18 protein-coding genes, 1 tRNA gene and 1 riboswitch are annotated in these 20,932 nt (G+C 64.8%); of the genes, 9 read left to right on the top strand and 10 right to left on the bottom strand.

Translation table 11 applies throughout. The annotated features are described in order from the left end of the window. Positions 1 to 3: 3 nt before the first annotated feature. From AC20117_RS14295 to AC20117_RS14285, 3 genes are all read left to right on the top strand, one after another. Complete coding sequence (locus AC20117_RS14295; protein WP_236777313.1) at positions 4 to 702, top strand: RraA family protein; 699 nt, start codon at positions 4 to 6, stop codon at positions 700 to 702. A 34-nt stretch (positions 703 to 736) separates the two neighbouring features. Further along, a complete protein-coding gene (locus tag AC20117_RS14290; RefSeq protein ID WP_074699165.1) occupies positions 737 to 2,002 on the top strand; it encodes an ArgE/DapE family deacylase in 1,266 nt (421 codons plus the stop codon). Between the two features lie 165 nt (positions 2,003 to 2,167). Further along, positions 2,168 to 2,521 carry a GNAT family N-acetyltransferase gene (locus tag AC20117_RS14285; protein WP_074699166.1) on the top strand — a complete coding sequence of 118 codons (354 nt, stop codon included), beginning with the start codon at positions 2,168 to 2,170 and terminating at the stop codon, positions 2,519 to 2,521. Between the two features lie 22 nt (positions 2,522 to 2,543). On the opposite strand, the gene AC20117_RS14280 is transcribed toward AC20117_RS14285, so the two are convergent. The 3 genes from AC20117_RS14280 to AC20117_RS14270 all read right to left on the bottom strand — a co-directional run bounded on the left by AC20117_RS14280 (position 2,544) and on the right by AC20117_RS14270 (position 6,391). Continuing rightward, positions 2,544 to 3,035 (bottom strand): hypothetical protein, encoded by a 492-nt coding sequence (locus tag AC20117_RS14280; RefSeq protein WP_074699167.1) that lies wholly within the window; start codon positions 3,033 to 3,035, stop codon positions 2,544 to 2,546. A gap of 135 nt (positions 3,036 to 3,170) precedes the next feature. Continuing rightward, positions 3,171 to 5,519 (bottom strand): hypothetical protein, encoded by a 2,349-nt coding sequence (locus AC20117_RS14275; RefSeq protein WP_139186725.1) that lies wholly within the window; start codon positions 5,517 to 5,519, stop codon positions 3,171 to 3,173. Positions 5,520 to 5,806: 287 nt separating this feature from the next. Next, positions 5,807 to 6,391, bottom strand: a complete 585-nt coding sequence (locus tag AC20117_RS14270) for a hypothetical protein (protein ID WP_139186726.1) — start codon at positions 6,389 to 6,391, stop codon at positions 5,807 to 5,809. A 554-nt stretch (positions 6,392 to 6,945) separates the two neighbouring features. After that, a riboswitch (cyclic di-AMP (ydaO/yuaA leader) is annotated at positions 6,946 to 7,119 on the top strand. A gap of 2 nt (positions 7,120 to 7,121) precedes the next feature. Between AC20117_RS14270 and AC20117_RS23350 the strand changes: the two genes are divergently transcribed. Together AC20117_RS23350 and AC20117_RS14260 are read left to right on the top strand one after the other, a co-directional pair. Next, positions 7,122 to 8,057 (top strand): hypothetical protein, encoded by a 936-nt coding sequence (locus AC20117_RS23350; protein ID WP_139186727.1) that lies wholly within the window; start codon positions 7,122 to 7,124, stop codon positions 8,055 to 8,057. A 109-nt stretch (positions 8,058 to 8,166) separates the two neighbouring features. After that, positions 8,167 to 8,541, top strand: a complete 375-nt coding sequence (locus AC20117_RS14260) for a hypothetical protein (protein WP_074699171.1) — start codon at positions 8,167 to 8,169, stop codon at positions 8,539 to 8,541. An 18-nt stretch (positions 8,542 to 8,559) separates the two neighbouring features. On the opposite strand, the gene AC20117_RS14255 is transcribed toward AC20117_RS14260, so the two are convergent. From AC20117_RS14255 to AC20117_RS14240, 4 genes are all read right to left on the bottom strand, one after another. After that, complete coding sequence (locus AC20117_RS14255; RefSeq protein ID WP_074699172.1) at positions 8,560 to 9,540, bottom strand: ribose-phosphate diphosphokinase; 981 nt, start codon at positions 9,538 to 9,540, stop codon at positions 8,560 to 8,562. Further along, positions 9,537 to 10,943: a bifunctional UDP-N-acetylglucosamine diphosphorylase/glucosamine-1-phosphate N-acetyltransferase GlmU gene (gene glmU / locus AC20117_RS14250; RefSeq protein ID WP_083339904.1), complete on the bottom strand. Its 1,407-nt coding sequence runs from the start codon at positions 10,941 to 10,943 to the stop codon at positions 9,537 to 9,539. The genes AC20117_RS14255 and glmU overlap by 4 nt, the downstream gene beginning before the upstream one ends. Before the next feature lie 190 nt (positions 10,944 to 11,133). Further along, positions 11,134 to 11,205: transfer RNA gene (locus AC20117_RS14245), tRNA-Gln, on the bottom strand. Positions 11,206 to 11,316: 111 nt separating this feature from the next. Further along, positions 11,317 to 13,752, bottom strand: a complete 2,436-nt coding sequence (locus AC20117_RS14240; RefSeq protein ID WP_083339525.1) for an FdhF/YdeP family oxidoreductase — start codon at positions 13,750 to 13,752, stop codon at positions 11,317 to 11,319. Between the two features lie 205 nt (positions 13,753 to 13,957). On the opposite strand from AC20117_RS14240, the gene AC20117_RS14235 reads away from it, so the two are divergent. Then, positions 13,958 to 14,626 carry a haloacid dehalogenase type II gene (locus AC20117_RS14235; RefSeq protein ID WP_074699173.1) on the top strand — a complete coding sequence of 223 codons (669 nt, stop codon included), beginning with the start codon at positions 13,958 to 13,960 and terminating at the stop codon, positions 14,624 to 14,626. 27 nt (positions 14,627 to 14,653) lie between these two features. Here AC20117_RS14235 and AC20117_RS14230 read toward each other — a convergent pair whose 3' ends face one another. After that, positions 14,654 to 15,100, bottom strand: coding sequence for a cupin domain-containing protein (locus tag AC20117_RS14230; RefSeq protein ID WP_335644124.1), 447 nt, complete (start codon positions 15,098 to 15,100; stop codon positions 14,654 to 14,656). A 498-nt stretch (positions 15,101 to 15,598) separates the two neighbouring features. Further along, positions 15,599 to 16,462 carry an NAD-dependent epimerase/dehydratase family protein gene (locus AC20117_RS14225; RefSeq protein ID WP_074699175.1) on the bottom strand — a complete coding sequence of 288 codons (864 nt, stop codon included), beginning with the start codon at positions 16,460 to 16,462 and terminating at the stop codon, positions 15,599 to 15,601. Between the two features lie 171 nt (positions 16,463 to 16,633). Here AC20117_RS14225 and AC20117_RS14220 point away from each other — a divergent pair, with 171 nt between their 5' ends. From AC20117_RS14220 to AC20117_RS14210, 3 genes are all read left to right on the top strand, one after another. Continuing rightward, a complete protein-coding gene (locus tag AC20117_RS14220; protein ID WP_236777312.1) occupies positions 16,634 to 17,593 on the top strand; it encodes an AfsR/SARP family transcriptional regulator in 960 nt (319 codons plus the stop codon). A gap of 18 nt (positions 17,594 to 17,611) precedes the next feature. Further along, positions 17,612 to 17,809, top strand: a complete 198-nt coding sequence (locus AC20117_RS14215; RefSeq protein WP_074699177.1) for a helix-turn-helix domain-containing protein — start codon at positions 17,612 to 17,614, stop codon at positions 17,807 to 17,809. Between the two features lie 166 nt (positions 17,810 to 17,975). Further along, on the top strand, positions 17,976 to 19,535 hold the full coding sequence (locus AC20117_RS14210) for an HNH endonuclease signature motif containing protein (RefSeq protein ID WP_074699178.1): 1,560 nt from the start codon (positions 17,976 to 17,978) through the stop codon (positions 19,533 to 19,535). Positions 19,536 to 19,646: 111 nt separating this feature from the next. On the opposite strand, the gene AC20117_RS14205 is transcribed toward AC20117_RS14210, so the two are convergent. Continuing rightward, positions 19,647 to 20,921, bottom strand: a complete 1,275-nt coding sequence (locus AC20117_RS14205) for an acyltransferase family protein (RefSeq protein ID WP_083339526.1) — start codon at positions 20,919 to 20,921, stop codon at positions 19,647 to 19,649. Between the last annotated feature and the right edge of the window lie 11 nt (positions 20,922 to 20,932).

The following is a 20,932-nucleotide window of genomic DNA, read 5'->3' as shown; positions in this document are numbered from 1 at the left end:
CCGATGGAAATGTCCGCCGCCGGAACCCTGGCAACAGGGACCCCGGGCCAGCCGGCCGAGCCGGCCGCGCTGCCGGAGCTGCCCGAACTGCTTGACCGGCTGCGCCGCGTCAGCTTCCCCACCCTGGGCCACTTCCTCGAAGAGGGATTCTGCTCCTCGGAGATCCGGGCGGTCGTGCCGGGTGTCCGGATGGTGGGCGTTGCTTCCACGGCCCGGATTCCCGACGCCGATGCGGTGGCGGTCAACCACGCGCTGCTGCGCCTGCAGCCCGGCGAGGTGCTGGTGCTGGACATGGACGGCGACCGGCAGCACGCTCCGGTCGGAGCGGTCACCAGTGCCGCCGCCCGTGCCCGCGGCGCGGCCGGCATCCTGGTGGACGGCCCGGTGACCGATGTGGTGGAACTCAATACAGCGAACGACGGCGGGGCGTTGCCCGTGTTTGCCCGCGGCACCACCTGCCTCACCACCAAGCGCCACGCTTCCGGCCGGGCCGAGTTCGGGATTCCGGTCAGCGTCGGCGGTGCGACGGTGCGGCCGGGCGACATAGTCCTCGGTGACGACAACGGAGTGGTGGTGCTGGCACCCGAGGTGGCCGCCGCCGTCGTTCTTCAAGCGGTTGAATCCGACGCCGCCGAACCGAATATCCTCAGCCGGATTGCTGCCGGTGAGCCGCTCGAAAGGATCCTGTACCTTGGCCAGTAACGCGCCCGCGCCAGCCTCGACCGAAGGAGCAACCATGCCGGATCCGGACATCAGAGCGCGCATCCTCGCCGCCGTCGACACCGCCTTCGATGAGCAGCTCGCGTTCACCGCCGAGCTGATCTCCGAACCCTCGCTGCGCGCGGATGAGGCCGACGCGCAGGACCTGCTCTACCGGGCGATGGAGTCCCGCGGCCTGGAGATGGACCGCTGGGAAATCGATTCGGAGGAACTGCGCAACCACGTCGGCTACGGCCCGTCCACCGTGTCCTACGAGAACTGCGTCAACGTGGTCGGCACCTACAAACCGAGGACGACGGCGGGGCGCTCGCTCATCCTGAACGGCCATGTGGACGTGGTGCCCACCGGGCCCGAGGACACCTGGTCCCGCTCCCCCTGGCACGCCGAGATGAAAGACGGCTGGCTGTACGGGCGCGGCGCCGGCGATATGAAGGCCGGGCTGGTGGCCAACCTCTTCGCGCTCGACGCCGTCCGCGCCGCCGGGCTGGCGCCGACCGCCGAGATCATCGTCCAGTCGGTGGTGGAGGAAGAGTGCACCGGCAACGGGTCGCTGGCGGCGCTGCTGCGCGGCTACACCGCCGATGCCGTTCTCATTCCCGAACCGGAAGAGAACATGCTGGTCAGGGCCAACGTGGGCGTGCTCTGGTTCAAGGTCCGGGTGGCCGGCGAGCCCACGCACCCGCGCGAAATGTCCGCCGGCTTCAACGCGATTGACTCGGCCTACACAGTGATGTCCAGCCTGCGGAAGCTGGAGGAGAAGTGGAACGAGCAGCGCAGTTCCCACCGCTATTTCGAGGATCTCGAGCATCCGATCAACTTCAACTTCGGCAAAATCGTCGGCGGCGACTGGCCTTCCAGCGTCCCGGCGTGGTGCGAGATCGACGTGCGCGTGGCCATCTATCCAGGGACGACGGCGGACGAGGCCTGGCAGGAACTGCAGGATTGCCTCGACTCCACCGGGCTGCCGGTGACCGCCACCAAGACCGGCTTCTATTCCGAAGGCTACGTGCTGGAGGAAGGCTCCGACGCCGAAGCCGTGCTGGCCGGCGCGCACCGGGAGGCGTTCGGCGAGGAGCTGCGGAGCTTCACCACGCCGGGCTACCTGGACGGGCGGGTGTTCACGCTCTACGGCGACACTCCTACCCTGGTCTACGGTCCGGTCTCCGAGGCGATCCATGGGTTCGACGAACGGGTGGACATCGAGTCCGTCCGCCGGATCACCAAGGCCATCGCCCTGTTCATCGCGGAATGGTGCGGCGTGGAGGAGGATACGGCGCCCTGAGATTCCGGGTCACGTCTTTATCACGATCGACGTGTCCGCGCTTAGTCGGAACAGCATTTTGACCTCGAAAGACCAGAAACCAGGTCTCTGTGTTGCATGAGGGATAGTAAGCATGCTTGGCTTCATCTTGTAGCAGGATCAATTCTTGAACAGAGGAGAGATGGCATGCAGGTAATCACCAATAATTTCGGTGCTTCCCAATACGACGCCTATGTGGACGGAGCGGTGGCCGCGTCACTGCACTACCAGATCCAGGATGGCGAGATGTGGCTTCTCTGGACCACCGTGAGCGACAGCTGCGAGGTCGAGGGCCTTGCCGAGCGCCTGATCCGCGACGCCCTGGCCGATGCGCACAAGAGGCGGCTGGCCGTGCGCCCGTTCTGCCACGAGGTCCGCAAGATCATCTCGGCGCACCCCGTGTATCTGAAGCTGGTTCCGGCCAACGAGGTCAGGCGCCTTCACCTGACGGCGGTTCCCGCGCCAAAGGAAACGAAGGAACTGGCGACCGCCGCAGCCTGAACGCTTTTGCCGGTGCGGGTTCCTATTTCCCGGAACCCGCACCCGGCTGCGGAAGCCCCGATGCTGCGAGATCTGAAACCCATTCCGGCGTCGCCCTGCCCAGGCGCTTGTCCGTGGTTACGCACAGTCGCGCCGCGTTGGTCTTGACGCAATGGTCTTCGCTATCCCGCTCTGGTAGGGCTTTGGGGAGTGCCGCTTCCTGCAGCGGCCTGATTGCCGCGGTGGCCAAGATTTCAATTTCCTCATCTGTCGCCAGATGGCTTTTTGCCAGCAGCGCCAGCACGCCAAGTCCCGTCGCCTTCCGTTCCATGTCAGCTGACAGGGAAGCGTCCAACGCCCATTGCGCGCGCGACCACCACTCGGAACGACGGTCAGCCAGCGACCGCTCCTTCAGGGCCTGCCAGGCAATGAAACCCGCGACGGCGGCCGCCAGCAACGTGGCCAGCGGGCCCAAAGCCTCAAGAATGTTCCACCATTCCGACTGCTGGACAATCACTGCATCCGGTACCGTCATAGGCTCATCCTAGGGCTTGCGGCAGCGCGCGGCTGGCTCCGAAACCGCTCCTTCATCGGACATAGTTGAGGCCGTTGCCGGCAAAGGATGCTGGCAACGGCCTCAAGTTATTCGTGACCGATGGACAAGTGTTCCCTAGCCCTTCTTACGACGGCGTGAGAAGACGGTGGCCGCGGTTCCTGCTGTCATCAGCAGCAGCGCCGCCGAAACCAGTCCCATGGATTCCGTACCGGTCATGGCCAGTCCACCTGCTTGCGGGTAGACGACGGGAGCCGGTTCGGGGTTCGGTGCCGCTGCCCCCGGTGCCGGCGGTTCTGCCGGCGCAACCGGCGGTTCCTCGGGGCTGACCGGCGGTTCTTCCGGTTCCGGGGTCGGCTTGGCCGGGCTCTCCTCGTCCGGGGCCTCGACCTCGGCGCAGGCCTCGGCGGAGTATTTGCCGTTGAGCAGGGCTTCGTTCAACAGGCCCGTTCCTTCATCTTCTTCCAGCCGGCAGTCCAGCTGGTCCTCCGAAGCATCGGAATCAACGACGACGCGCGCCCAGACGATGTAGAGATCCGTGGAGCCGGGTTCAATGCCGCGGCCGTCCGCCAAGGTGGCTGTAGCGTCCTCTTCGGGATCCTCCCACGCCCCTTCCTCGCCGTCGTTATCTCGAATCCATTCGGCGTTGGTGATCCGGATACCGTCGCCGAACTTCAGCGTGGTGGTCAGGTCATAGTCGCGCCAGGCGATCTTGGAATTGTTGGTCACGCTGACTTCGTATTCGATTTCCCAGATGCCGGCACCGACGTCGATCGCCTCGTAGGCGGTCTTGTCGACGTGCAGCCCCTCAGGGTCGAGCGAATTCTCGATGACGCAGCGGATGTCCTGGCCGTACGACGGCGTGATCTTGTCGCCGTCATGGGAGACCTTGCCTTCGCCGTAGACCAGTTCGCAGACCCAGTCGCCGGCGGAGAACTCATCCTCGCCGTCGAAGTCCGCTTCCTCGGCGAGGGTGTAGGTGACGTCCTGATCCACGCTGCCGCTCACCCAGGAGGTGCCCTCGAGCGTGGGCTCCTCGGCGCCCTCCGCGGTGGCCGTCAGCGTCCACTTCTCCGCGTAGTCCCAGTAGTCCTCGGGGTCGATGTCCTTGGCCAGCGTCAGGTTCTGTTCACATTCAACGTGGTTCACCACTGTGAAGGCGCTGTCCTTGTCCATGAGTTCCCGCTCGCCGAGGCCCTCGCTGTAGTCCACCAAGCAGCCTTCAGGAACCTTGACTTCCTCCTTGAGGTAGACGTAGTCGCCCTTGTAGAAGTCCGTGTACTGCGTATCCCATGCTGCGTCCGCGATTTCCTCGCTGTCCGGACCGAGCTTGAGCCAGGCGTCGAAGCCATACGGCTGGCTGCCGTGGTCAAATTCTTCGTCGTCGATGACCCACTTCTTATCAACTTCGAAGCTGGCGCGGTACTTGGGCGCGTGCGGGACATCGGCACAGGCCGAATCGACGTAGTTGCCGTCCAGGTAGATCTTGTTCAGCAGGCCGCCGGAATAACCGTCCTTACAGGTCAGCTCGTATTCCGGGGTGCCGTCTGCAACCTTGACCGTGGCGTACACGTGGTAGAAGTGGCTCTTGCCTTCGCCCAGCTCGACGTCGTCGTCCTCGGTGGCGAGCTCGGCCGTGTTGCCCTGGAATTGGCTTTCCGTGTTGCCATTGCTCCAGGTGGCCGATTCGATCTCGATGCCGTGGCCGAAGGAGAGCGTGTCCGAGAGAGTGTACTCCTCTTCGTCCTTGTAGTCGCCGTCCCCGTTGGGCTGGTTGGTTACCTGGATGGTGTAGCTGATGTACCAGCGGCCTTCGGACTCGTCGCCGAGGGCCTCCACCGCATTGGCCGTCTTGGTGGCGACGATCGGGCCGGCTGCGTCCTCGTGGTCGCCCTCTTCAGGCTCGGTTTCTTCTTCGTCTTCACCTTCTTCTTCATGCTCGGCTTCTTCGTTCTCGGTCTCTTCGTTCTCGGTCTCTTCTTCGGCCTCGGCGTCTTCGTCGTCGTGCCCGGCGTCATCCTCGCTGCCGGCGATCGCGGCCCGGGGCGCGGCGGGCTGGTTGGCTGGCACCGCTTCCTGCACAGCCGGTGCCGGGGCAGGCTCCTGACCCGGGGCAGGAGCCGGTTCAACGGGCAGTTCGGCTGTCGCTTCAGCAGGTTCGGGTGCCTCCGCGGCTTCAACTTCAGCGGCCTCGCCTGTTCCCTCCGCCGGATCATCCGTTCCGGCGAGCGTGGCTTCGGCAGGGGCCGCCGCAGCCAGCCCCGCGATCTCGGCGGCTGATCCCGATGACTCTGCTCCGCCGTCGTCAGCCAGAACAGGCAGGGCCAGACCGGCCGACATGAGCGTGCCAGCGGCCACCACGGCAAATCCTCCGCGCAGCCGCTTCATGGCATCACGTCTCTTCGGGCGCGCTTCCTTGGGCGGTTTCGGATTGGACGCCGCTGACTGCGCTGGCTTGTCTGTCATCTTGTTCCCCCAAAAAAGACCGGCACACGTCGGGTGCCGGTGCAGGTGCGAGTGGCGGACCGTCTCCCCTGGTCCGTTATTGCCGTGAGCGCCCATGCGGACGCTGCGGCAGCCCGCTCCCCCACGGGCTGCCACACGTGCAGTCCCTCATAAAGAAAACTGCTTCCCCCCAGGGTTCTCGCCATTGAGAACCCGCTCCGCTGCCGTCGAGCCCTGACAGCCGCCGGCAACGGAGGCGGTGGTGGCTGCCAAGTACGGTTAGCCTAAGCGAGGGGCACCTGTGGGCGCTAGGGATAAACGTTGCTTTCGGCCGGATCGGCGCGGTTTTCCAAGGTATTCGCAAGGTCGCTGGACGCGGTTCCTCTGTCAGGCACTTCCGTGACCGTCACGTGGTCGGTGTCGAGGTAGCCGCGTTCCAACAGGCCGGAACTGGCATTGTGGCGGAGCAAGTCGATACTGGTCCGCTCGCCGGCTTCCCAATCAGCTTCGGTAGGATTCAGATGTTTGCTTGTCGTGGTAGGCCACTGCCCGGCTTCCCGCATTGCATCTGCTACTTCGCCAAAAACGGGCCCGACGCTTCCGCCGAGGTTGTACTGTCCAGGATATTCGGAATCGGGGTGCCGGTAGGTGGCCATCACTTCGCCCTCATGCGGCGTGGTGCAGTCAACCGTGAAGATGGCTGTGGTTTTGGCCTGGTAATCGTAATCGAAGTAGAGACAGTCCCCGATTGCCAAGTCGCTTAGTCGCTTGGCATCCATGGTGTCCCAGGCGTTGGCGAGAAATTGCTCCATCGCCAACCGGTCGGCTTCGGCCTCCTCCGCGGTGAGGTCGGGAGCAGCCGGTATAGAGGTTACATCGGGTGCGGGCGTCACCGCTGTAAGGGTAGCGGGAGGACCTGGTGGCTGAGGGCTCGGAGCCGAAGTGTTCTCGCTTGCTTCGCCTGTGTTGAACCCGGTGGCGGCCGATGAAGTAGGGATGGAAGCCGAAGCCGCACACCCTGACAGCAGCGAAACCGCCGCGGCGGCCAACAGTGTACGAACGGCGTGACGATGACTGTCGGCGTTGCCCTGATTCACTCATTCTCCCCGATATTGCGCTTCTCTCCTGATTACAGCACCGCAGGCATGACCGAGGAAATCCGGCGCGGCTTCACTACGACGGGAAGTTGATGGACCTGGCCAGAGACGCTGCCCTGGCCAGGTCCATCCATCCCGTGCCTTGGGGAGGTGGCATGCGCTGGGATGACTAATTCAGCCTAAGTTCCGACAATCCGACACGCCAGAGGTTGGTGAAAAGATTCATCTTCCAATAAGTGACCACAAACACATGTCACGAGTTTGTAACGGTTCAGCGCGCTCGATACGTTTAATCGCGCCATGGCCCTAGGCAAGGGTTGTGGCCGGGTCCGCACGCCGAGCTCTGCCAGCGTACCTGTCCGTTCAAATTCACTGGCAGAGGTGGAGGAACCAGAAGTGGCGCCAGCGGCGCCTTGGGGTGAAGTGCGGCTAGTTGTCCGCGGCGTTCTGCTGCGGTCCCGGCCGGGCCGAGATGCTCCGTCTCGAATCCGACAGCTAACTTCGCAGGCGTGTAGAGAGGAATCCCGTGAAGAACCATTCTCGTGGACGCCGGCGCGCCGGTCCCACTGTCTCGTCGCATGGTGTCACCAGTCTCGTCCGCGGCCGCCGCCGCGCCAAGGACCAAGCCCCATCCGCTGTCCCCTTCCGCAGCGTCGGGGCACTCACCGGCCTGGCCGTAGTTGCCACGGTGGCCGCTGCGGCCGCCCTGCCCCTGAATCAGGCTGGATCCCAGGAAGCCAGCGCTGGCCGACCCCAACTGCAGACATCCGTTAAAGCCTGGCCCATTTCAGCGCCGTTGAATGAAGCTGAGCCGACGTTCAGCCGGCCGACAACAGACAGCACAGCGGCCGCACAGAAGGATATAAAGGTCGCTCCGAGTAGTGTGGCCCAGCCGACTCTTGGAGGGGACGCAACCGAGCGACCCGCTCCAATGACCACGCAGTCCGCCGCAGACTCCACCGGCGAGGCTGCGGCACCGCTTCCCGGCGTCGTCGGGGAAGCAACCGGCGCCGCCAAAGACAAGGTTGCCGGCGCTACTGCGGCTGCCACGGATACGGCTGAAAAGGCCACAGCGACTGCGACGGACGCGGCGGACAAGGCCACTGCGGCCACCACAGGTTCACCTGAGCCGACAGCCTCGCCTACCGCCGACGCCGCTGTACCGACAAGTCCGGCTACGAGCCCTCCGGCCAAGCAGAGCACCCGAGCGGTGCCTGAGGAGCCCGAACCCACAAGATCAACCGTACCCAGCCATTCGGCGGCCCCCGTCGAGCCGGCTCCGACCAGCGAAGCTGCCGACCCCGAGGAGCGGCACTCGCCGGAGCCCTCGCCTACTGCCGACACCCGGGATGAGGAGAGGGAGAAGCATCGCCGGTTCCGCGTCCGCGCTGACGTGGATGTGGACTTGCGCCTCCCCGTTTCCCTGCTGGGTGAAGACGAAGACGGCAGCAGCAGCCGGTAGGCTTTGTCCCGGCCTCTTGGGGCCAGGCTGTAGAGAGAGGGTGGCGGAACCAACGTTCCGTCACCCTCTCTCTGTCACATTTTATCGAAGATGTGTTCTACTTTTAACTATGGATCGGGATGCTGCAGCGCGAGTGGCAGCCCGTTACGCGAAGCGTGCGGAGCCGGTATCGCTGACCGCCGAGGAACTGGATCTTGAGCATCACAAGGTGACCCGGGTAGTCCCGGGCGTGCCGGTGTGGGCGTGGATCCGTTTTCCCGGTGCCGCCGAACTGGTCCAGGGTGAGGCGTTCGGCTGGACGTCACGGGCTGTGCAGGTGACCTGGGAGGACGCCGGCATCAGGCGCACAACGTGGGTGTGGGCCTCGGCCGTGCAGCGGCGCACCGATCCCTTACGCAAGACGTCCCTGGGCGAGAGAACTGCAGCTAACGACGACGCGGCGCCGGCCGGATCCCAAGGAGACCGGCCGACGCCGCGGAGTTAGCCCGGTTAGGACTGAGGTTTAGGCCTTGCCGTCGAAGAGGCTGGTGACGGAACCGTCCTCGAACACTTCGCTGATGGCACGGGCGATCAGCGGAGCGATGGACAGCACGGTCAGCTGCGAGAACTGCTTGTCCGCGGTGATCGGCAGCGTGTTGGTGACCACCACTTCGCGGGCGCCGGACTCGGCCAGACGGCGGGCCGCCGGATCCGAGAACACGGCGTGGGTGGAGGCGATGATGACGTCCTTGGCGCCGGCGTTCATGAGCACCTGGACCGCGCCGGCGATGGTGCCGCCGGTGTCGATCATGTCGTCGATCAGCACGCATTCGCGGCCTTCGACCTGGCCGACAACCGTCTTGGCCACGGCCTGGTTGGGCACATTGACGTCGCGGGACTTGTGCACGAAGGCCAGCGGGGCGCCCCCGAGGCGCTCGGCCCACTGCTCGGCAACGCGGACGCGGCCGGTGTCCGGGGAGACCACGGTGACGTTGTCCAGGTCCACGCGGGTGCGGACGTAGTCGGCCAGCAGCGGGATGGCCATCAGGTGGTCCACCGGGCCGTCGAAGAAGCCCTGGATCTGCGCAGTGTGCAGGTCCACCGAGATGAGGCGGTCGGCGCCGGCGGTCTTGTACATGTCCGCCACCAGGCGGGCGGAGATCGGCTCGCGGCCGCGGTGCTTCTTGTCCTGCCGGGCGTACGGGTAGAACGGGGCGATCACGGTGATGCGCTTGGCGGAGGCCCGCTTGAGCGTGTCCACCATGATCAGGTGCTCCATGAGCCATTCGTTGATCGGGGCCGGGTGTGCCTGGATCACAAAGACGTCGGTGCCGCGGACGCTTTCCTCGAAGCGGACGTAGATCTCGCCGTTGGCGAAGTCGTACGCGCTGGTGGGAAGCAGATCGATCTCGAGCTCTTTGGCGATCTCTTTGGCGAGTTCCGGGTGTGCCCTGCCTGAGGCGAGGACCAGCCTCTTTTCGCCCTGGGCCTTAATTCCGGTCATGAATGATCACTTTCTGCATTGGTGGGGGTTTGGGAAGAAGCAGCGGCGTCGGCCGCCTTTGCAGCTGAAGTGCCGGCCCGGTTCTGCTGGACCCAGCCTTCGATATTGCGCTGGGCCGCGACGTTCAGCGCCAGCGCGCCGGCCGGAACGTCCTTGCGGATCACCGCGCCCGCGCCCGAATACGCGCCGTCGCCCACCTGAACGGGTGCAACGAAGACGGTGTTCGATCCGGTGCGGACCTCGGAGCCGATGATCGTACGGTGCTTGGCCACGCCGTCGTAATTGGCGGTGATGTTGCCGCAGCCGATGTTGGAGTTCTCGCCGATCTCGGCATCCCCGGCATACCCGAGGTGGCTCAGTTTCGAGCCCTTGCCGATGATGACGTTCTTGGTCTCGTAGAAGGCGCCGATCTTGCCCTTCTCCCCCAGCTGCGTGCCCGGGCGCAGGTAGGTGAACGGACCCACCGTCGCCTTCGGGCCGATCTGGCTGTCCAAACCGTGCGTGCGGATGACCTTGGCACCCTCGCCCACCGTGACGTTTGTCAGGGTGCAATCGGGACCAACGACGGCGTCGCTCGCCACGTGCGTGCTGCCGTGCAGTTGGGTGCCGGGCAGCAGCGTGACGTCCGTGCCGAACGTGACCGTGGAGTCGATCCAGGTGGTGGCCGGGTCGACGATGCTCACGCCGGAACGCATGGCGGCCTCGAGCACCCGCTTGTTGTGCTCCGCGCCGAGCTGCGCCAGCTGGACGCGGTCGTTCGCGCCCTCAACCTGCCAGCGGTCGGTGGTGACTACCGCGGCTACCCGGCCCCCGCCGTCGTTAGCCAGGCCCAGCACGTCCGTGAGGTACTTCTCGCCCTGCGCATTGTCCGTGGTGATCTCCTTGAGCGCATCGCGCAGGACCTTCGCGTCGAAGGCGTAGATGCCTGAGTTGATCTCGCGGATTTCGCGCTGCGCGTCGCTGGCATCCTTGTGCTCCACGATGCCCTGCACGGTGCCGTCCGAGGTGCGGACAATCCGCCCGTAGCCGGCGGCGTCGTCGAGGACCGCGGTCAGCACTGTCACCGCGTTGCCGTCCTCGGTGTGGGTCCGGACCAGCTCCTGCAGCAGGGCGGTTGTGAGCAACGGAACATCGCCATAAGTCACCACAACGGTGCCCTCGAGGTCCGCGGGAAGGGCTTCAAGCGCCGCTTCCACCGCGCGGCCGGTGCCGGGAATCTCGTCCTGGTCCACGATCAGCGCGTCCGGATCCAGCTCCTGGATATGGGCGGCCACGCGGTCGCGCTCATGGCGTACGACGGCGGCCAGCACCTTGGGCTCGAGGCCCCGGGCTGCGGCCAGCGCGTGGCCGACCATGGAAATCCCGCCGATTTCGTGGAGGATCTTGGGTTTCTGCGACTTCATCCTGGTGCCCGCGCCTGCGGCGAGAACGATGACTGCGGCCGGCTGGATCACCGGTACTGCATTGTCTGGACTGTTGTCTTGGGGGCTCACGAAGTGGCACTCCTACCCGGACTGAATCCGTGTCAAAGCTAAGCAAGGGTTAACGCCATGCTACTTGCCGGGACTTGCTCCGTTTACCGGAGGGTCCTCGTTCCGCCCATAGGATTCGAACCTATACTCCACAGCTCCAAAGGCTGGGGTGCTGCCATTACACCAGAGCGGACCGTGCCGGGGGCACAAGAAATCATTTTGCCACGTTTGCCGAGTTCCGCGCGACTTGAGCGCGCCGAAGCCCGAAACAGCCCGTTCGTAGGCCGCTGTCACTGGGGAGTAGTTATTGCCCGGTACCGGTCCAGCCGACCTCTGGATCGGGGGTCTTGCGTCCGCTAGGAGCGTTGGCCACTTCGGGCGCCTTGCCTCCTACTAGGGTTTTGGCTCCGGTGTCTTCCTGCTTTCCGCCGTCCGGCGAGGGCTCCTCCGGCACGGGTTCGAGCCGGACGATGACTTGTTTGGAGGCGGGCGTGTTGCTCAGTTCCGCCACGCTGTCCAGCGGCACCAGCACGTTCGCCTCCGGGTAGTAGGCCGCCGCACACCCTTGGGCAGTGGGGTACGCAACAACACGGAACTTGCGCAGCACACGCTCCCGGCCGTCGTCGTACTCCCCGTGGACGTCAACCAGGTCGCCGTCGTGGATACCCAGCAAGACCAGGTCCTGCGGGTTCACGAAGACCACGTGGCGGCCCTTCTTGATGCCGCGGTACCTGTCGTTGTAGCCGTAGATGGTGGTGTTGAACTGGTCGTGCGAGCGCAGGGTCTGCAGGATCAGCCGGCCGGGCGGGCAGTCCAGCGCCTCCAGGTCATTGGTGCTGAACATGGCCTTGCCGGTGGGCGTGTTGAAGGTGCGCGAATCCCGCGGGCCGTTAGCCAGCATAAAGCCGCCCTCCTGCCGGATGCGCTGGTTGTAGTTCTCGCAGCCGACCACCACGTGGGAAATGTGCTCGCGGATCTTGTCATAGTCCTGCTCGAAGCCGGCCCAGTCCACGTTGACCTTGTCCCCCAGCACCGCCCGCGCCAGCCTGCTGACGATTGCGACTTCGGAGAGCAGGCCCGGCGCTACGGGTTCCACATGGCCCCAGGACGGGTGCACCGCGCTGACGGTGTCCTCCACGGAAACGAACTGCTCGCCGCTGGCCTGCCGGTCGATCTCGGTGCGGCCCATGGTGGGCAGAATCAGCGCCTCCTTGCCGATGACCGTGTGCGAGCGGTTGAGCTTGGTGGAGATCTGGACGATCATCTCCGTGTTCTCCATCGCCTCCTCCGCCGCGGCCGTGTCCGAAATGGCGGCCACAAGGTTGCCGCCGAGCGCGATGAAAACCTTGATCCCGCCGTCGCGCATTTTGGCTATGGCCTGGACCGCGTCCACGCCGTGTTCCCGCGGCGGGTCGAAGCCGAATTCGGCCTGAATTGAATCAAGGAACGACGGCGGCATCTGTTCCCAGATACCCATGGTCCTGTCACCCTGCACGTTGCTGTGGCCGCGGATGGGTGACGCGCCGGCGCCGGGCTTGCCGATGTTGCCGCGCAGGAGCAGCAGATTGATGATCTCCTTGATGGTGGAAACCGCCTTCTTCTGCTGCGTCAGCCCCATCGCCCAGGTGATGATGACCTTGTCCGCTTTGAGGTAGCGGGCCGCGAGCTCGTCGATTTCCTCGGTACGCAGGCCGGTGGCTTCCAGCACGGCCCGTTCGTCCAGCTTGTCCAGGTGCGCCTTGAGCTCCTCGAGCCCCTCGCAGTGGGCCTGGATGAATTCGTGGTCCAGCACGGTGCCGGGATTGGCGGCTTCGGCGTCGAGCACGCGCTTGGAGAGGGCCTGGAGCAAGGCCATGTCCCCGCCGAGCCGGATCTGCAGGAACTGGTCAGCAATTTCGGTGCCGTGGCCGATGATGCCCTTGACCTTCTGCGGGTTCTTGTAGCGGCGCAGGCCGGCCTCGGGCAGCGGGTTGACCGCGACGATCTCGCCGCCGTTTTCCTTGCACTCCTCCAGGGCGGTGAGCATGCGCGGGTGGTTGGTGCCCGGATTCTGGCCCATGATGATGATCAGGTCGGCCTTGCCGAAGTCGTCATACTTCACGGTGGCCTTGCCCACGCCGATGGTCTGGCCCATGGCCCAGCCGGAGGACTCGTGGCACATGTTGGAACAGTCCGGCAGGTTGTTGGTGCCGTAGGCGCGGACAAACAGTTGGTACGCGAAGGCGGCCTCGTTGGATGTGCGGCCGCTGGTGTAGAAGGCGGCCTCATCCGGCGAATCCAGGCCGTTGAGCTTCGCGGCGATGATCTTGAAAGCGTCATCCCAGCTGACCGGGATGTAGTGGTCCGCGCCGGCCGGCTTGTACACCGGCTCGGTCAGGCGGCCCTGCATGCCCAGCCAGTACTCGCTGCGGCCGCGCAGCTCTTCCACGGTGTGCTCGGCCCAGAACTCGGTGGCGATGGTGACCGGAGTGGCCTCCCAGGTGACGGCCTTGGCTCCGTTCTCGCAGTACTCGAAGGGCTTGCGGTGGTCCGGATCCGGCCACGCACAGCTCATGCAGTCGAACCCGTCCTTCTGGTTCATCGCGAGCAGGGTTTTCCGGCTGCGGTCCACACCCATGTGCTTCAGCGCCGGCTGCATGGAATGCACGACGCCGGGGATGCCGGCCGCCCAGGATTTGGGCTTCTCCACCTCGAGATCGTTCTCGTCGGCTTCCTCAACCTCAGGATTATTGCGCGTCATTGCCGCACGTCCCTTCTTCACCACAAACGCAGGTCCGATTGATGTGCTCATAGCAGGAGTATTACGAGTACCTTAGGCCTAACAGTTATCCCACGGGGCCGCAAGCATTTTGGCAGATTCCAGCAGGCCTCTGGATGGCCCGGGCGCCCTCCCGTAGGGTCGTCCGTACGGTCTCCCGCGGAGTCGTCAGCAGAAAGGGGTCGCCATGAAACCGTCCATTGTGGTTTTCGACGTCAACGAAACGCTCTCCGACCTTTCTGGCCTGCCGGCCAAATTCACCCAGGCTGGAGCGCCGGCTTTCCTGGCGAAGGTCTGGTTTGCCGGGCTGCTGCGCGACGGCTTCGCCCTGGCCGCCGCGGGCAACAACGAAAAGTTCGCCCGGATCGCCGCTGAATCCCTGCGCGGAGTGCTCCAGGACGCTCCGCTGAACCGTGACCTCGACGAGGCCGTGCAGCACATTATGGACGGATTTTCCGCCCTGTCGCTTCATCCCGACGTGGCCGAGGGCATCAGCGCTCTGCGCGGCGCCGGGCTGCGCCTGGTCACGCTGAGCAACGGTTCTGCGGACGTGGCAAGGAACCTGTTGGGCTCGGCCGGCCTGCTGGAACAGTTCGAACAACTGCTCTCCGTGGAGGACGCACCCGCGTGGAAACCGGCCCGGGCGGCCTACGACTACGCCGCGTGGGTCTGCGAAACGGACCCGGACCAGATGATCCTGGTGGCCGTCCACCCCTGGGACATCCACGGCGCCAAACGGGCCGGCCTGCAGACCGCTTGGCTCAACCGCAGCGGCGCCGACTACCCGGGCTACTTCGAAGCGCCGGACTATACGATTACCAGTCTCGGCGAACTGACCTCTGCCTTGGAGCAGTGACGTCCCGACTTGTCAGCTGGTGTCCGGCTAGCTTTTCTCCGACAGGGCCGGGGCTGCAGCCTCGTCCAGCTCATACCCCGAGACCGGCGCCTCGCCTTCCGCCACAGGCTCCGGCACCTCCCCGACCGCTGATTCATCTTCCCGATGCTGGTGCAGCCGGTCCGTTTTGGCCACGGTCAGCAGGACTACCGAATCCTCCGTGGCCCTGACCGAATACAGCCCCGGTGGAACCACGAGCAGATCACCGTCCCGGCCGTCCCAGTTGTCGGTCTGGGTGAACAGGCGGATACGTCCGCTCAGGACCAGGACGGTTGCCTCGCCCGGGTTCAGATGCTCGTTCAGTTCCTGGCCGCCCGCGAGAGCGATCACGGTCTGACGCAGGACGTGCTCATGCCCGCCGTAGACCGTGTTGGCGCTTCTGCCGCTGGTCACCCGCCGTGCTGTGTCGAGATGACGGCGTCCGATTGCGGTCAAAGAAAACTTCTTCACTTCTGCCTCCCAGACTGCGTGAACCATGCTGTCCGCTTCAGATCCCGTGGACCGCGATTCCCACCATCCTAGGCCTTTTAGGCGCGGCCTGTGGGATGGGTCACAGCACCATCGTCTTCGCGGCTCAGCGCCGGGTGGAGTAGTGGATGGTCTGGGCTGTGATCCGGCCGTCGCGGACCACAAAGCTGTCCACGCCGTCGTGAATTTCCAGCTCATCGGTCGAGCCGGTCCAGACCAGCATCCCGACTTCGCCGTCGGTCAGCAGTTTGTGGAACTGGTACGAGCCGTCCTGAATGTAGCTCTGCAGAATGCCTTGAGCACTTCCTGGATCGTGCGCGGACTTCCCCGGCTCACATCGGATTCCTGCTGTGTCATGGACTCCCCCTCAATGCCTGTCTATTGTCCTGTACCCGCATACACAACAATTCAGACGTCCCAGCGGCGCGATTTTCTCCAGGGCCGTGCCACGCGCATATCGAGCCGTCAGGGGTGGCGCACGCCCTCGCCGGCAAGGACTGATCGGTAGCCTTCGCGGAACGAGGGAAAGCGGAACCGGAAGCCGGTGGCGAGAAGCCGGCTGTTGCTGCAGCGCTTGTCCCCGCCGCGGGCGGTGTTGGCTCGTCCCGAGGGTGCAGGCGCTGCTTTGGGCGGTTCCGGCACGTCCAGTTCGGCCGCCAGGAAGCGCAACACCTCTCCCAGTTCGGCCGGTTCGGAATCGACCCCCAGGTAGATCTGCTCCGGCGCTTCGACAGCCGTGGTCAGGTGCACGATCGCGGCGGCGGCGTCGTCCCGGTGGATCCGGTTGGTCAGCCGGGGCGGGTCCGGAATGACCGCGGTCCCCTGCCTCACCTGGTCGATCAGCCGTGTGCGTCCTGGACCGTAGATACCGCCCAGCCGGAGCACGATGGCGGACGGCAGCCGGGCGTGCAGCAACTCTTCCGCCTCGCGCAGGATCCTGCCGGTGGCCGACGTTGCCCGGGCCGGCGTGGTTTCGTCGACCTCGCCGCCGTCGTTCTCCCCATACACCGCGGTGGAAGACACGAACAACACCCGGCGCGGCCGGACGCCGTCGCGCTCTATTGCATCCAGCAGGTTGGCGAGAGCATTAACATACGCGCTGCGGTAGGCCGCCTCCGTCCGTTCGGCGGCAGCCGTCGCCATGACCACAATCTCGGTGTCGGCAGGGATTTCGGGCAGCGGGCCGGTGAGGTCCACGGCTGCGCCCTCCAGCTGCGCAGGCAGCTTCTCCGGCGAGTGGCGCCAGCCGATCACGCGGTGGCCGGCCGCGGCGAAACGCAGGCCCGCTTCCGTACCCAGGTCGCCGCATCCCGCTATCAGCACTGTCATCCCGTCACCCTCCGTTGCCTTTGCCTCAGAATCCTTATTCGGGCAACCCCCAATTTTGGGCCCCCGACATGCCCCAACTGCACCATTGAAACTCAATTGTTACCAGTCATGATGAAGGAAGCATTCGTGGGGAATGCGCGCATTGGGGGATGCGAGATGCAAGGGGGATGTGTGGAGCAATTAACCGCCGGGCACGCCACGCCCATTTCTGTACAGATGATCGGCAACCTTGAAGTCCGTCGGGGCGAAACCGTCCTGACGTCAACCACCCTCGGCAGCCCGAAGGCCAGGCAGATCTTTGAAATTCTGCTGCTGAGACTCGGCTCGCCCGTTTCCAAAGGCGAGCTTATCGAACTGCTCTGGGGCGGCAGGCCACCGGGCAAAGCACAAGCCACACTGGAAAGCTACGTCAGCCTGCTGCGGCGCAGTTTGCAGCCCGGCGATGCCAAGACCGGCCCGCTGCGCACCGCAACCGGCAGCTATGTCCTCGATCCGGACCTGGTGGAGGTGGATCTGGTCCGGTTCAACCAGTTGGTCGCCCAGGCCGACGAAAGCGCGCCGGCGGAGGCCTATCCCCTGCTGGCGCAGGCGCTGAAGCTCGCGTCGGCGCCGCTGCTCGGGGACGAACTGGCGACCGAGTGGGCCGACGAGGCTCGTGTCCACCATGCGTCCCTGGTGACGTCGGTGCAGATCCGGGCGGCCGAAACCGCTGAGCATCTCGGACGCACGCAGGACGCTGTGCATTGGGCCGAGCAGGCGGTGGCGTCGGAGCCGCTGAACGAACGGGCGTGGTCCACGCTTGTCACCACGCTTGAGTCTGCCGGCCGCTATGCCGAGGGCCTCCAGGCCTACGACAAGTGCCGTCGGCTGCTGGACCGGGAGCTGGGCTGCACGCCGGGTCCAACCCTGCGTGACGCCCACGCCCGGCTGCTGCAGAAAACCGTAGAGGACGACGGCGAACTCTCCGAGGTCCTCGCGGCTTTGCTCTACCTGAACGACCGCATGCGCGCCCAGCCGGCGCACCAAAACACGCGGGCCTCTACCAAACGCGCGCAGGGGTCGTCGTCGTACACCAATACTGCAGGCCGGGTCATCAGCGCCTTCCTCAATAAGGCGTTGACCGTCGGCTGACACTAGGAGGGGATCCACATGGATAACCAGATCGACAGCAACAAGACATACCTGTCCGTCGCCCAGGTCGCCGGACACCTGAACGTCTCGAAAATGACCATCTACCGGCTGGTCCACACCGGCAAGCTGCCTGCCGTCCGGATCGGCCAGAGCTACCGGGTCAGCGAAGACGCGGTAGCGAAGTACCTGGAAGGCGGAACGGTGCGGGCCACCTAAAAGACGTTGCCGCGCTGCCCGAGACCTGCTCGGGCTGTGCTGTGGTGAGGAGGTCGCCGGCCCGGGATCTACATTGCCGGCGGCGCTTCTCCTCCACAGCCGGTACTTGTCCACATAAGCCCGAAGGAGCCTCTTCCTCGAACAGGCGTTCCAATAGCGTTGAGGTATGGCCATTGGGATGCTGGAGGAAACGGACGGGGCGGGCAGCTCCCTCGTTGCCCTGCGCGCCGAAGTCCTCCGGATAGCCGATGAGTTTGTCCAGGATTCGGTGGTGATGTCCCGTCGGGATCTCGCTGACACTGTTGCCTTCACCGAAGAACTGGCCAAGGTCGTCGAATTTCTGCAGCTGGTCGGTGCCCGAGCGGTGGAAGACCAGAACGTTGCGGCTCTCGGTGAGTCCAGCAGCGGCCTTGGCTGGTCGGAACCTCCTGCGCCTGCGGACGCGTCCGCTTCCGTAGCATCAGATACAACTTCCGACGCAGCAACCGGCGCTCGCCGGAAGAAGCCGCGCCCCGAATTCAAAGACACAGCCGACTATCTTCGGGGACGCCTCGGGATCAGCCGGACGGAGGCGCGTCGCCGGCTCCGGGTCGCGGCGGACATCTTGCCGCAGCGCCGGCTCAATGGCGAGCCGGGAGCAGCGAAGCTGGAACATCTCGGCCAAGCGCTGGCCGAGGGAGCCATCAGCGGCAAGGCCGCCACCATGATCCGGGATGCGGTGGACCGTGTGCGCCCGGTTGCGGCGCCTGAAGCCCTGGTCGCCATGGAGGAGAACCTCACCCGTCAGGCCCAGGAGACCAACGTAGACGTGTTGTTCACACTCGTGGCCGCTTGGGAAGAAGCACTGGATCAGGACGGGGCCGAGCCGTCTCCTGAATTGCTCAAGGCCCGGCAGGGCATCTTCTACAAGGGCAAGCGCAACGGTCTCCACAAACTCGAAATCGCGGCTACCGACGAACAGCATGAGTACATCGCCACGGTCATGAACGTAGCCACCAACCCGCGCATTGCAGTAAACCGCGCCCCTTCAGACCATGGTGCCTGCCCGGAGAACCCTGAGGCTGTCGGAGCTGAGCCGGAGAACGGACAAGACAGCGGCCAAGTATGGCAGGACCCGCGCACCAGAGAGCAGCAACTGCTTGACGGGCTCGTTGCGGGCTGCAAACTGGCGCTGGCAACCGACGAACTACCGGACACCGGCGGGTACCGCCCCCAGGTCATGGTCACCATCGGATACAAAGAACTCTGCGGCGAAATCTCTGGCAGCGGCCATGCCGTATTCGGCGGGCTGGTCACACCTAAGACTGCACGGCGGATCGCCTGCGACGCCGACATCATTCCGGTGGTACTCGGCTCGAAGGGTGAAATTCTCGACGTCGGCCGGAAGCACCGGTTCTTCAACCGTGCGATGCGCCGGGCACTTGTCGCAAGGGACAAAGGCTGCGCTTTCCCCGACTGCTGCATACCGTCGGTCTGGACCGAAGCCCACCACATCAAGCCTTGGTGGGATGGCGGAGCTACGGAAGTAGTTAACGGAACCTTGCTTTGCAGCTTCCACCATGCCCTCATGGACAACGGGAACTGGGAAATCGAGGTCAGGCAGGGCATCCCCTGGTTCATTCCTCCGGCGTACCTCGACCCGGAACGACGAGCGCGCCGCAACCTGTACTGGCACGCGGGTATCTCCGAGGCGCTCGCCGCAGCCCAAGCCGCCGCAAGCACCTAACGCTCTCCTGACTATGTCTGGACATGTGCCTGGGCCTGGTCCTCGGCCTGGACTACTTTCCGCGTTCCCCGCCGGAAATCCTGATCCACGTTTGCGCGGGGCTGGTCATGCTCACGGCGTCGTTGTCGCTTTTCCTGACAAACCTTTCCCTTGCGCTGCTGTGGGCCATAACCGAGGCCGCCGCTTGGCTGCCACATCTTCGATCCAGCCGATGGCGAGGAAAACCAGTCCCAGCAGCGGCCAGACGACGATGAACTGCAGCAGTTCGCTTTCCAGGAGCCACGGCAGGTTTTCTTCGAGGACCGGTAAGTTCCAGAGCAGGTCGATCAGTGGGACCGATGCGATCAGCACGAGGTTGTGCCAGAGGTACATGGTGATGGCGCGGTTGTTAATCAGCGCGATGACTTTGTCCAGGAACCGCAATGGTCGCGGAAGCAGGGACCAGGAGGGCGAGATCCGCAGCAGCAACGCGCAGACGCCGAAGGACCATAAGGCCTGCCCCAGCGGGTTGACTCCCAGGTCCCAGCCGAACTCTTCAAGGTGTGACCAAACCCAGAGCAGCCCCAGACCCATGATCGCCAGCGCCGCGGTCAGAACAATACGGAACGGCACCCGGCGAAGGAGCCCGTCATGATAGGCAAATCCAAGAATCCAGCAGGCTCCGTAGGTGGCGAAGTCTGTTGCGGGACTGTCTATGGCACCGGGAATCACGACGATTTCCAGGCCCAGCACGGCGACGAGTCCGAGCGGTGCCATCAGGGTGACCCACGGCAGTCTCCTGAACGCTTTGAGCAGCAGCGGCGACAGCAGGACAAACCAGAAATACGCCCGGATGTACCAGAGGATATCCGCCGACTCCATCCCCCATGAAGTCTCGGTCAGGCCCGCATCGGAACCGATGCTTTCGGGGAAGGGCGGGTCGCCGATCGGGACGAGCCAGAGCAGGATCCTGAGCCACCAGCCACCGGTGTCGCCTGGCTCCGGCCGCCAGCCTTGAACCACCAGAGCCGTCACCACCGTCAGGCTGTAGGCCCACAGGGGCAGCAGGAGCCGCCGAGCCCGGCTCTTCAGGACGTCGGCGGCCGGACGCTGGAGGGAACGGGCCATCAGCGAGCCTGCGAGCGCGAACATCACGCCCATGGAGGGGAACACCACGCTCAGCCATACCGCTTGGAAGAAGGTGTGAAAGGCCACGATGCGGACCAGGGCGATCGCGCGCAGCAGGTCAAGGTAGCGGTCGCGGCCGCTGGAGGCAGACTCCAGGCCCATATCTTCGCGAGTGGGAGCGTCCGGGGTTGACGTACCGAGAGCTGCAGGCGCGGGACTTGGCGTGCCCGGGACGGGATCTGGCTTGCCGGAAGTTGAGGCTCGGGCTTCGGCAGTCATGACCTGCTCCC

Source organism: Arthrobacter crystallopoietes (genome assembly GCF_002849715.1).
In the GTDB taxonomy this organism is placed as follows: domain Bacteria; phylum Actinomycetota; class Actinomycetes; order Actinomycetales; family Micrococcaceae; genus Crystallibacter; species Crystallibacter crystallopoietes.
This window is presented reverse-complemented; position numbering and strand designations above follow the sequence as displayed.

Bases quoted from the DNA above. Each gene is read 5' to 3' on its own strand.
- AC20117_RS14295 (WP_236777313.1), top strand. From the start codon at position 4: ATGGAAATGTCCGCCGCCGGAACCCTGGCAACAGGGACCCCGGGCCAG.
- AC20117_RS14290 (WP_074699165.1), top strand. From the start codon at position 737: ATGCCGGATCCGGACATCAGAGCGCGCATCCTCGCCGCCGTCGACACC.
- AC20117_RS14285 (WP_074699166.1), top strand. From the start codon at position 2,168: ATGCAGGTAATCACCAATAATTTCGGTGCTTCCCAATACGACGCCTAT.
- AC20117_RS14280 (WP_074699167.1), bottom strand. From the start codon at position 3,035: ATGACGGTACCGGATGCAGTGATTGTCCAGCAGTCGGAATGGTGGAAC.
- AC20117_RS14275 (WP_139186725.1), bottom strand. From the start codon at position 5,519: ATGACAGACAAGCCAGCGCAGTCAGCGGCGTCCAATCCGAAACCGCCC.
- AC20117_RS14260 (WP_074699171.1), top strand. From the start codon at position 8,167: ATGGATCGGGATGCTGCAGCGCGAGTGGCAGCCCGTTACGCGAAGCGT.
- AC20117_RS14255 (WP_074699172.1), bottom strand. From the start codon at position 9,540: ATGACCGGAATTAAGGCCCAGGGCGAAAAGAGGCTGGTCCTCGCCTCA.
- glmU (WP_083339904.1), bottom strand. From the start codon at position 10,943: ATGAAGTCGCAGAAACCCAAGATCCTCCACGAAATCGGCGGGATTTCC.
- AC20117_RS14240 (WP_083339525.1), bottom strand. From the start codon at position 13,752: ATGACGCGCAATAATCCTGAGGTTGAGGAAGCCGACGAGAACGATCTC.
- AC20117_RS14235 (WP_074699173.1), top strand. From the start codon at position 13,958: ATGAAACCGTCCATTGTGGTTTTCGACGTCAACGAAACGCTCTCCGAC.
- AC20117_RS14225 (WP_074699175.1), bottom strand. From the start codon at position 16,462: ATGACAGTGCTGATAGCGGGATGCGGCGACCTGGGTACGGAAGCGGGC.
- AC20117_RS14215 (WP_074699177.1), top strand. From the start codon at position 17,612: ATGGATAACCAGATCGACAGCAACAAGACATACCTGTCCGTCGCCCAG.
- AC20117_RS14210 (WP_074699178.1), top strand. From the start codon at position 17,976: ATGGCCATTGGGATGCTGGAGGAAACGGACGGGGCGGGCAGCTCCCTC.
- AC20117_RS14205 (WP_083339526.1), bottom strand. From the start codon at position 20,921: ATGACTGCCGAAGCCCGAGCCTCAACTTCCGGCAAGCCAGATCCCGTC.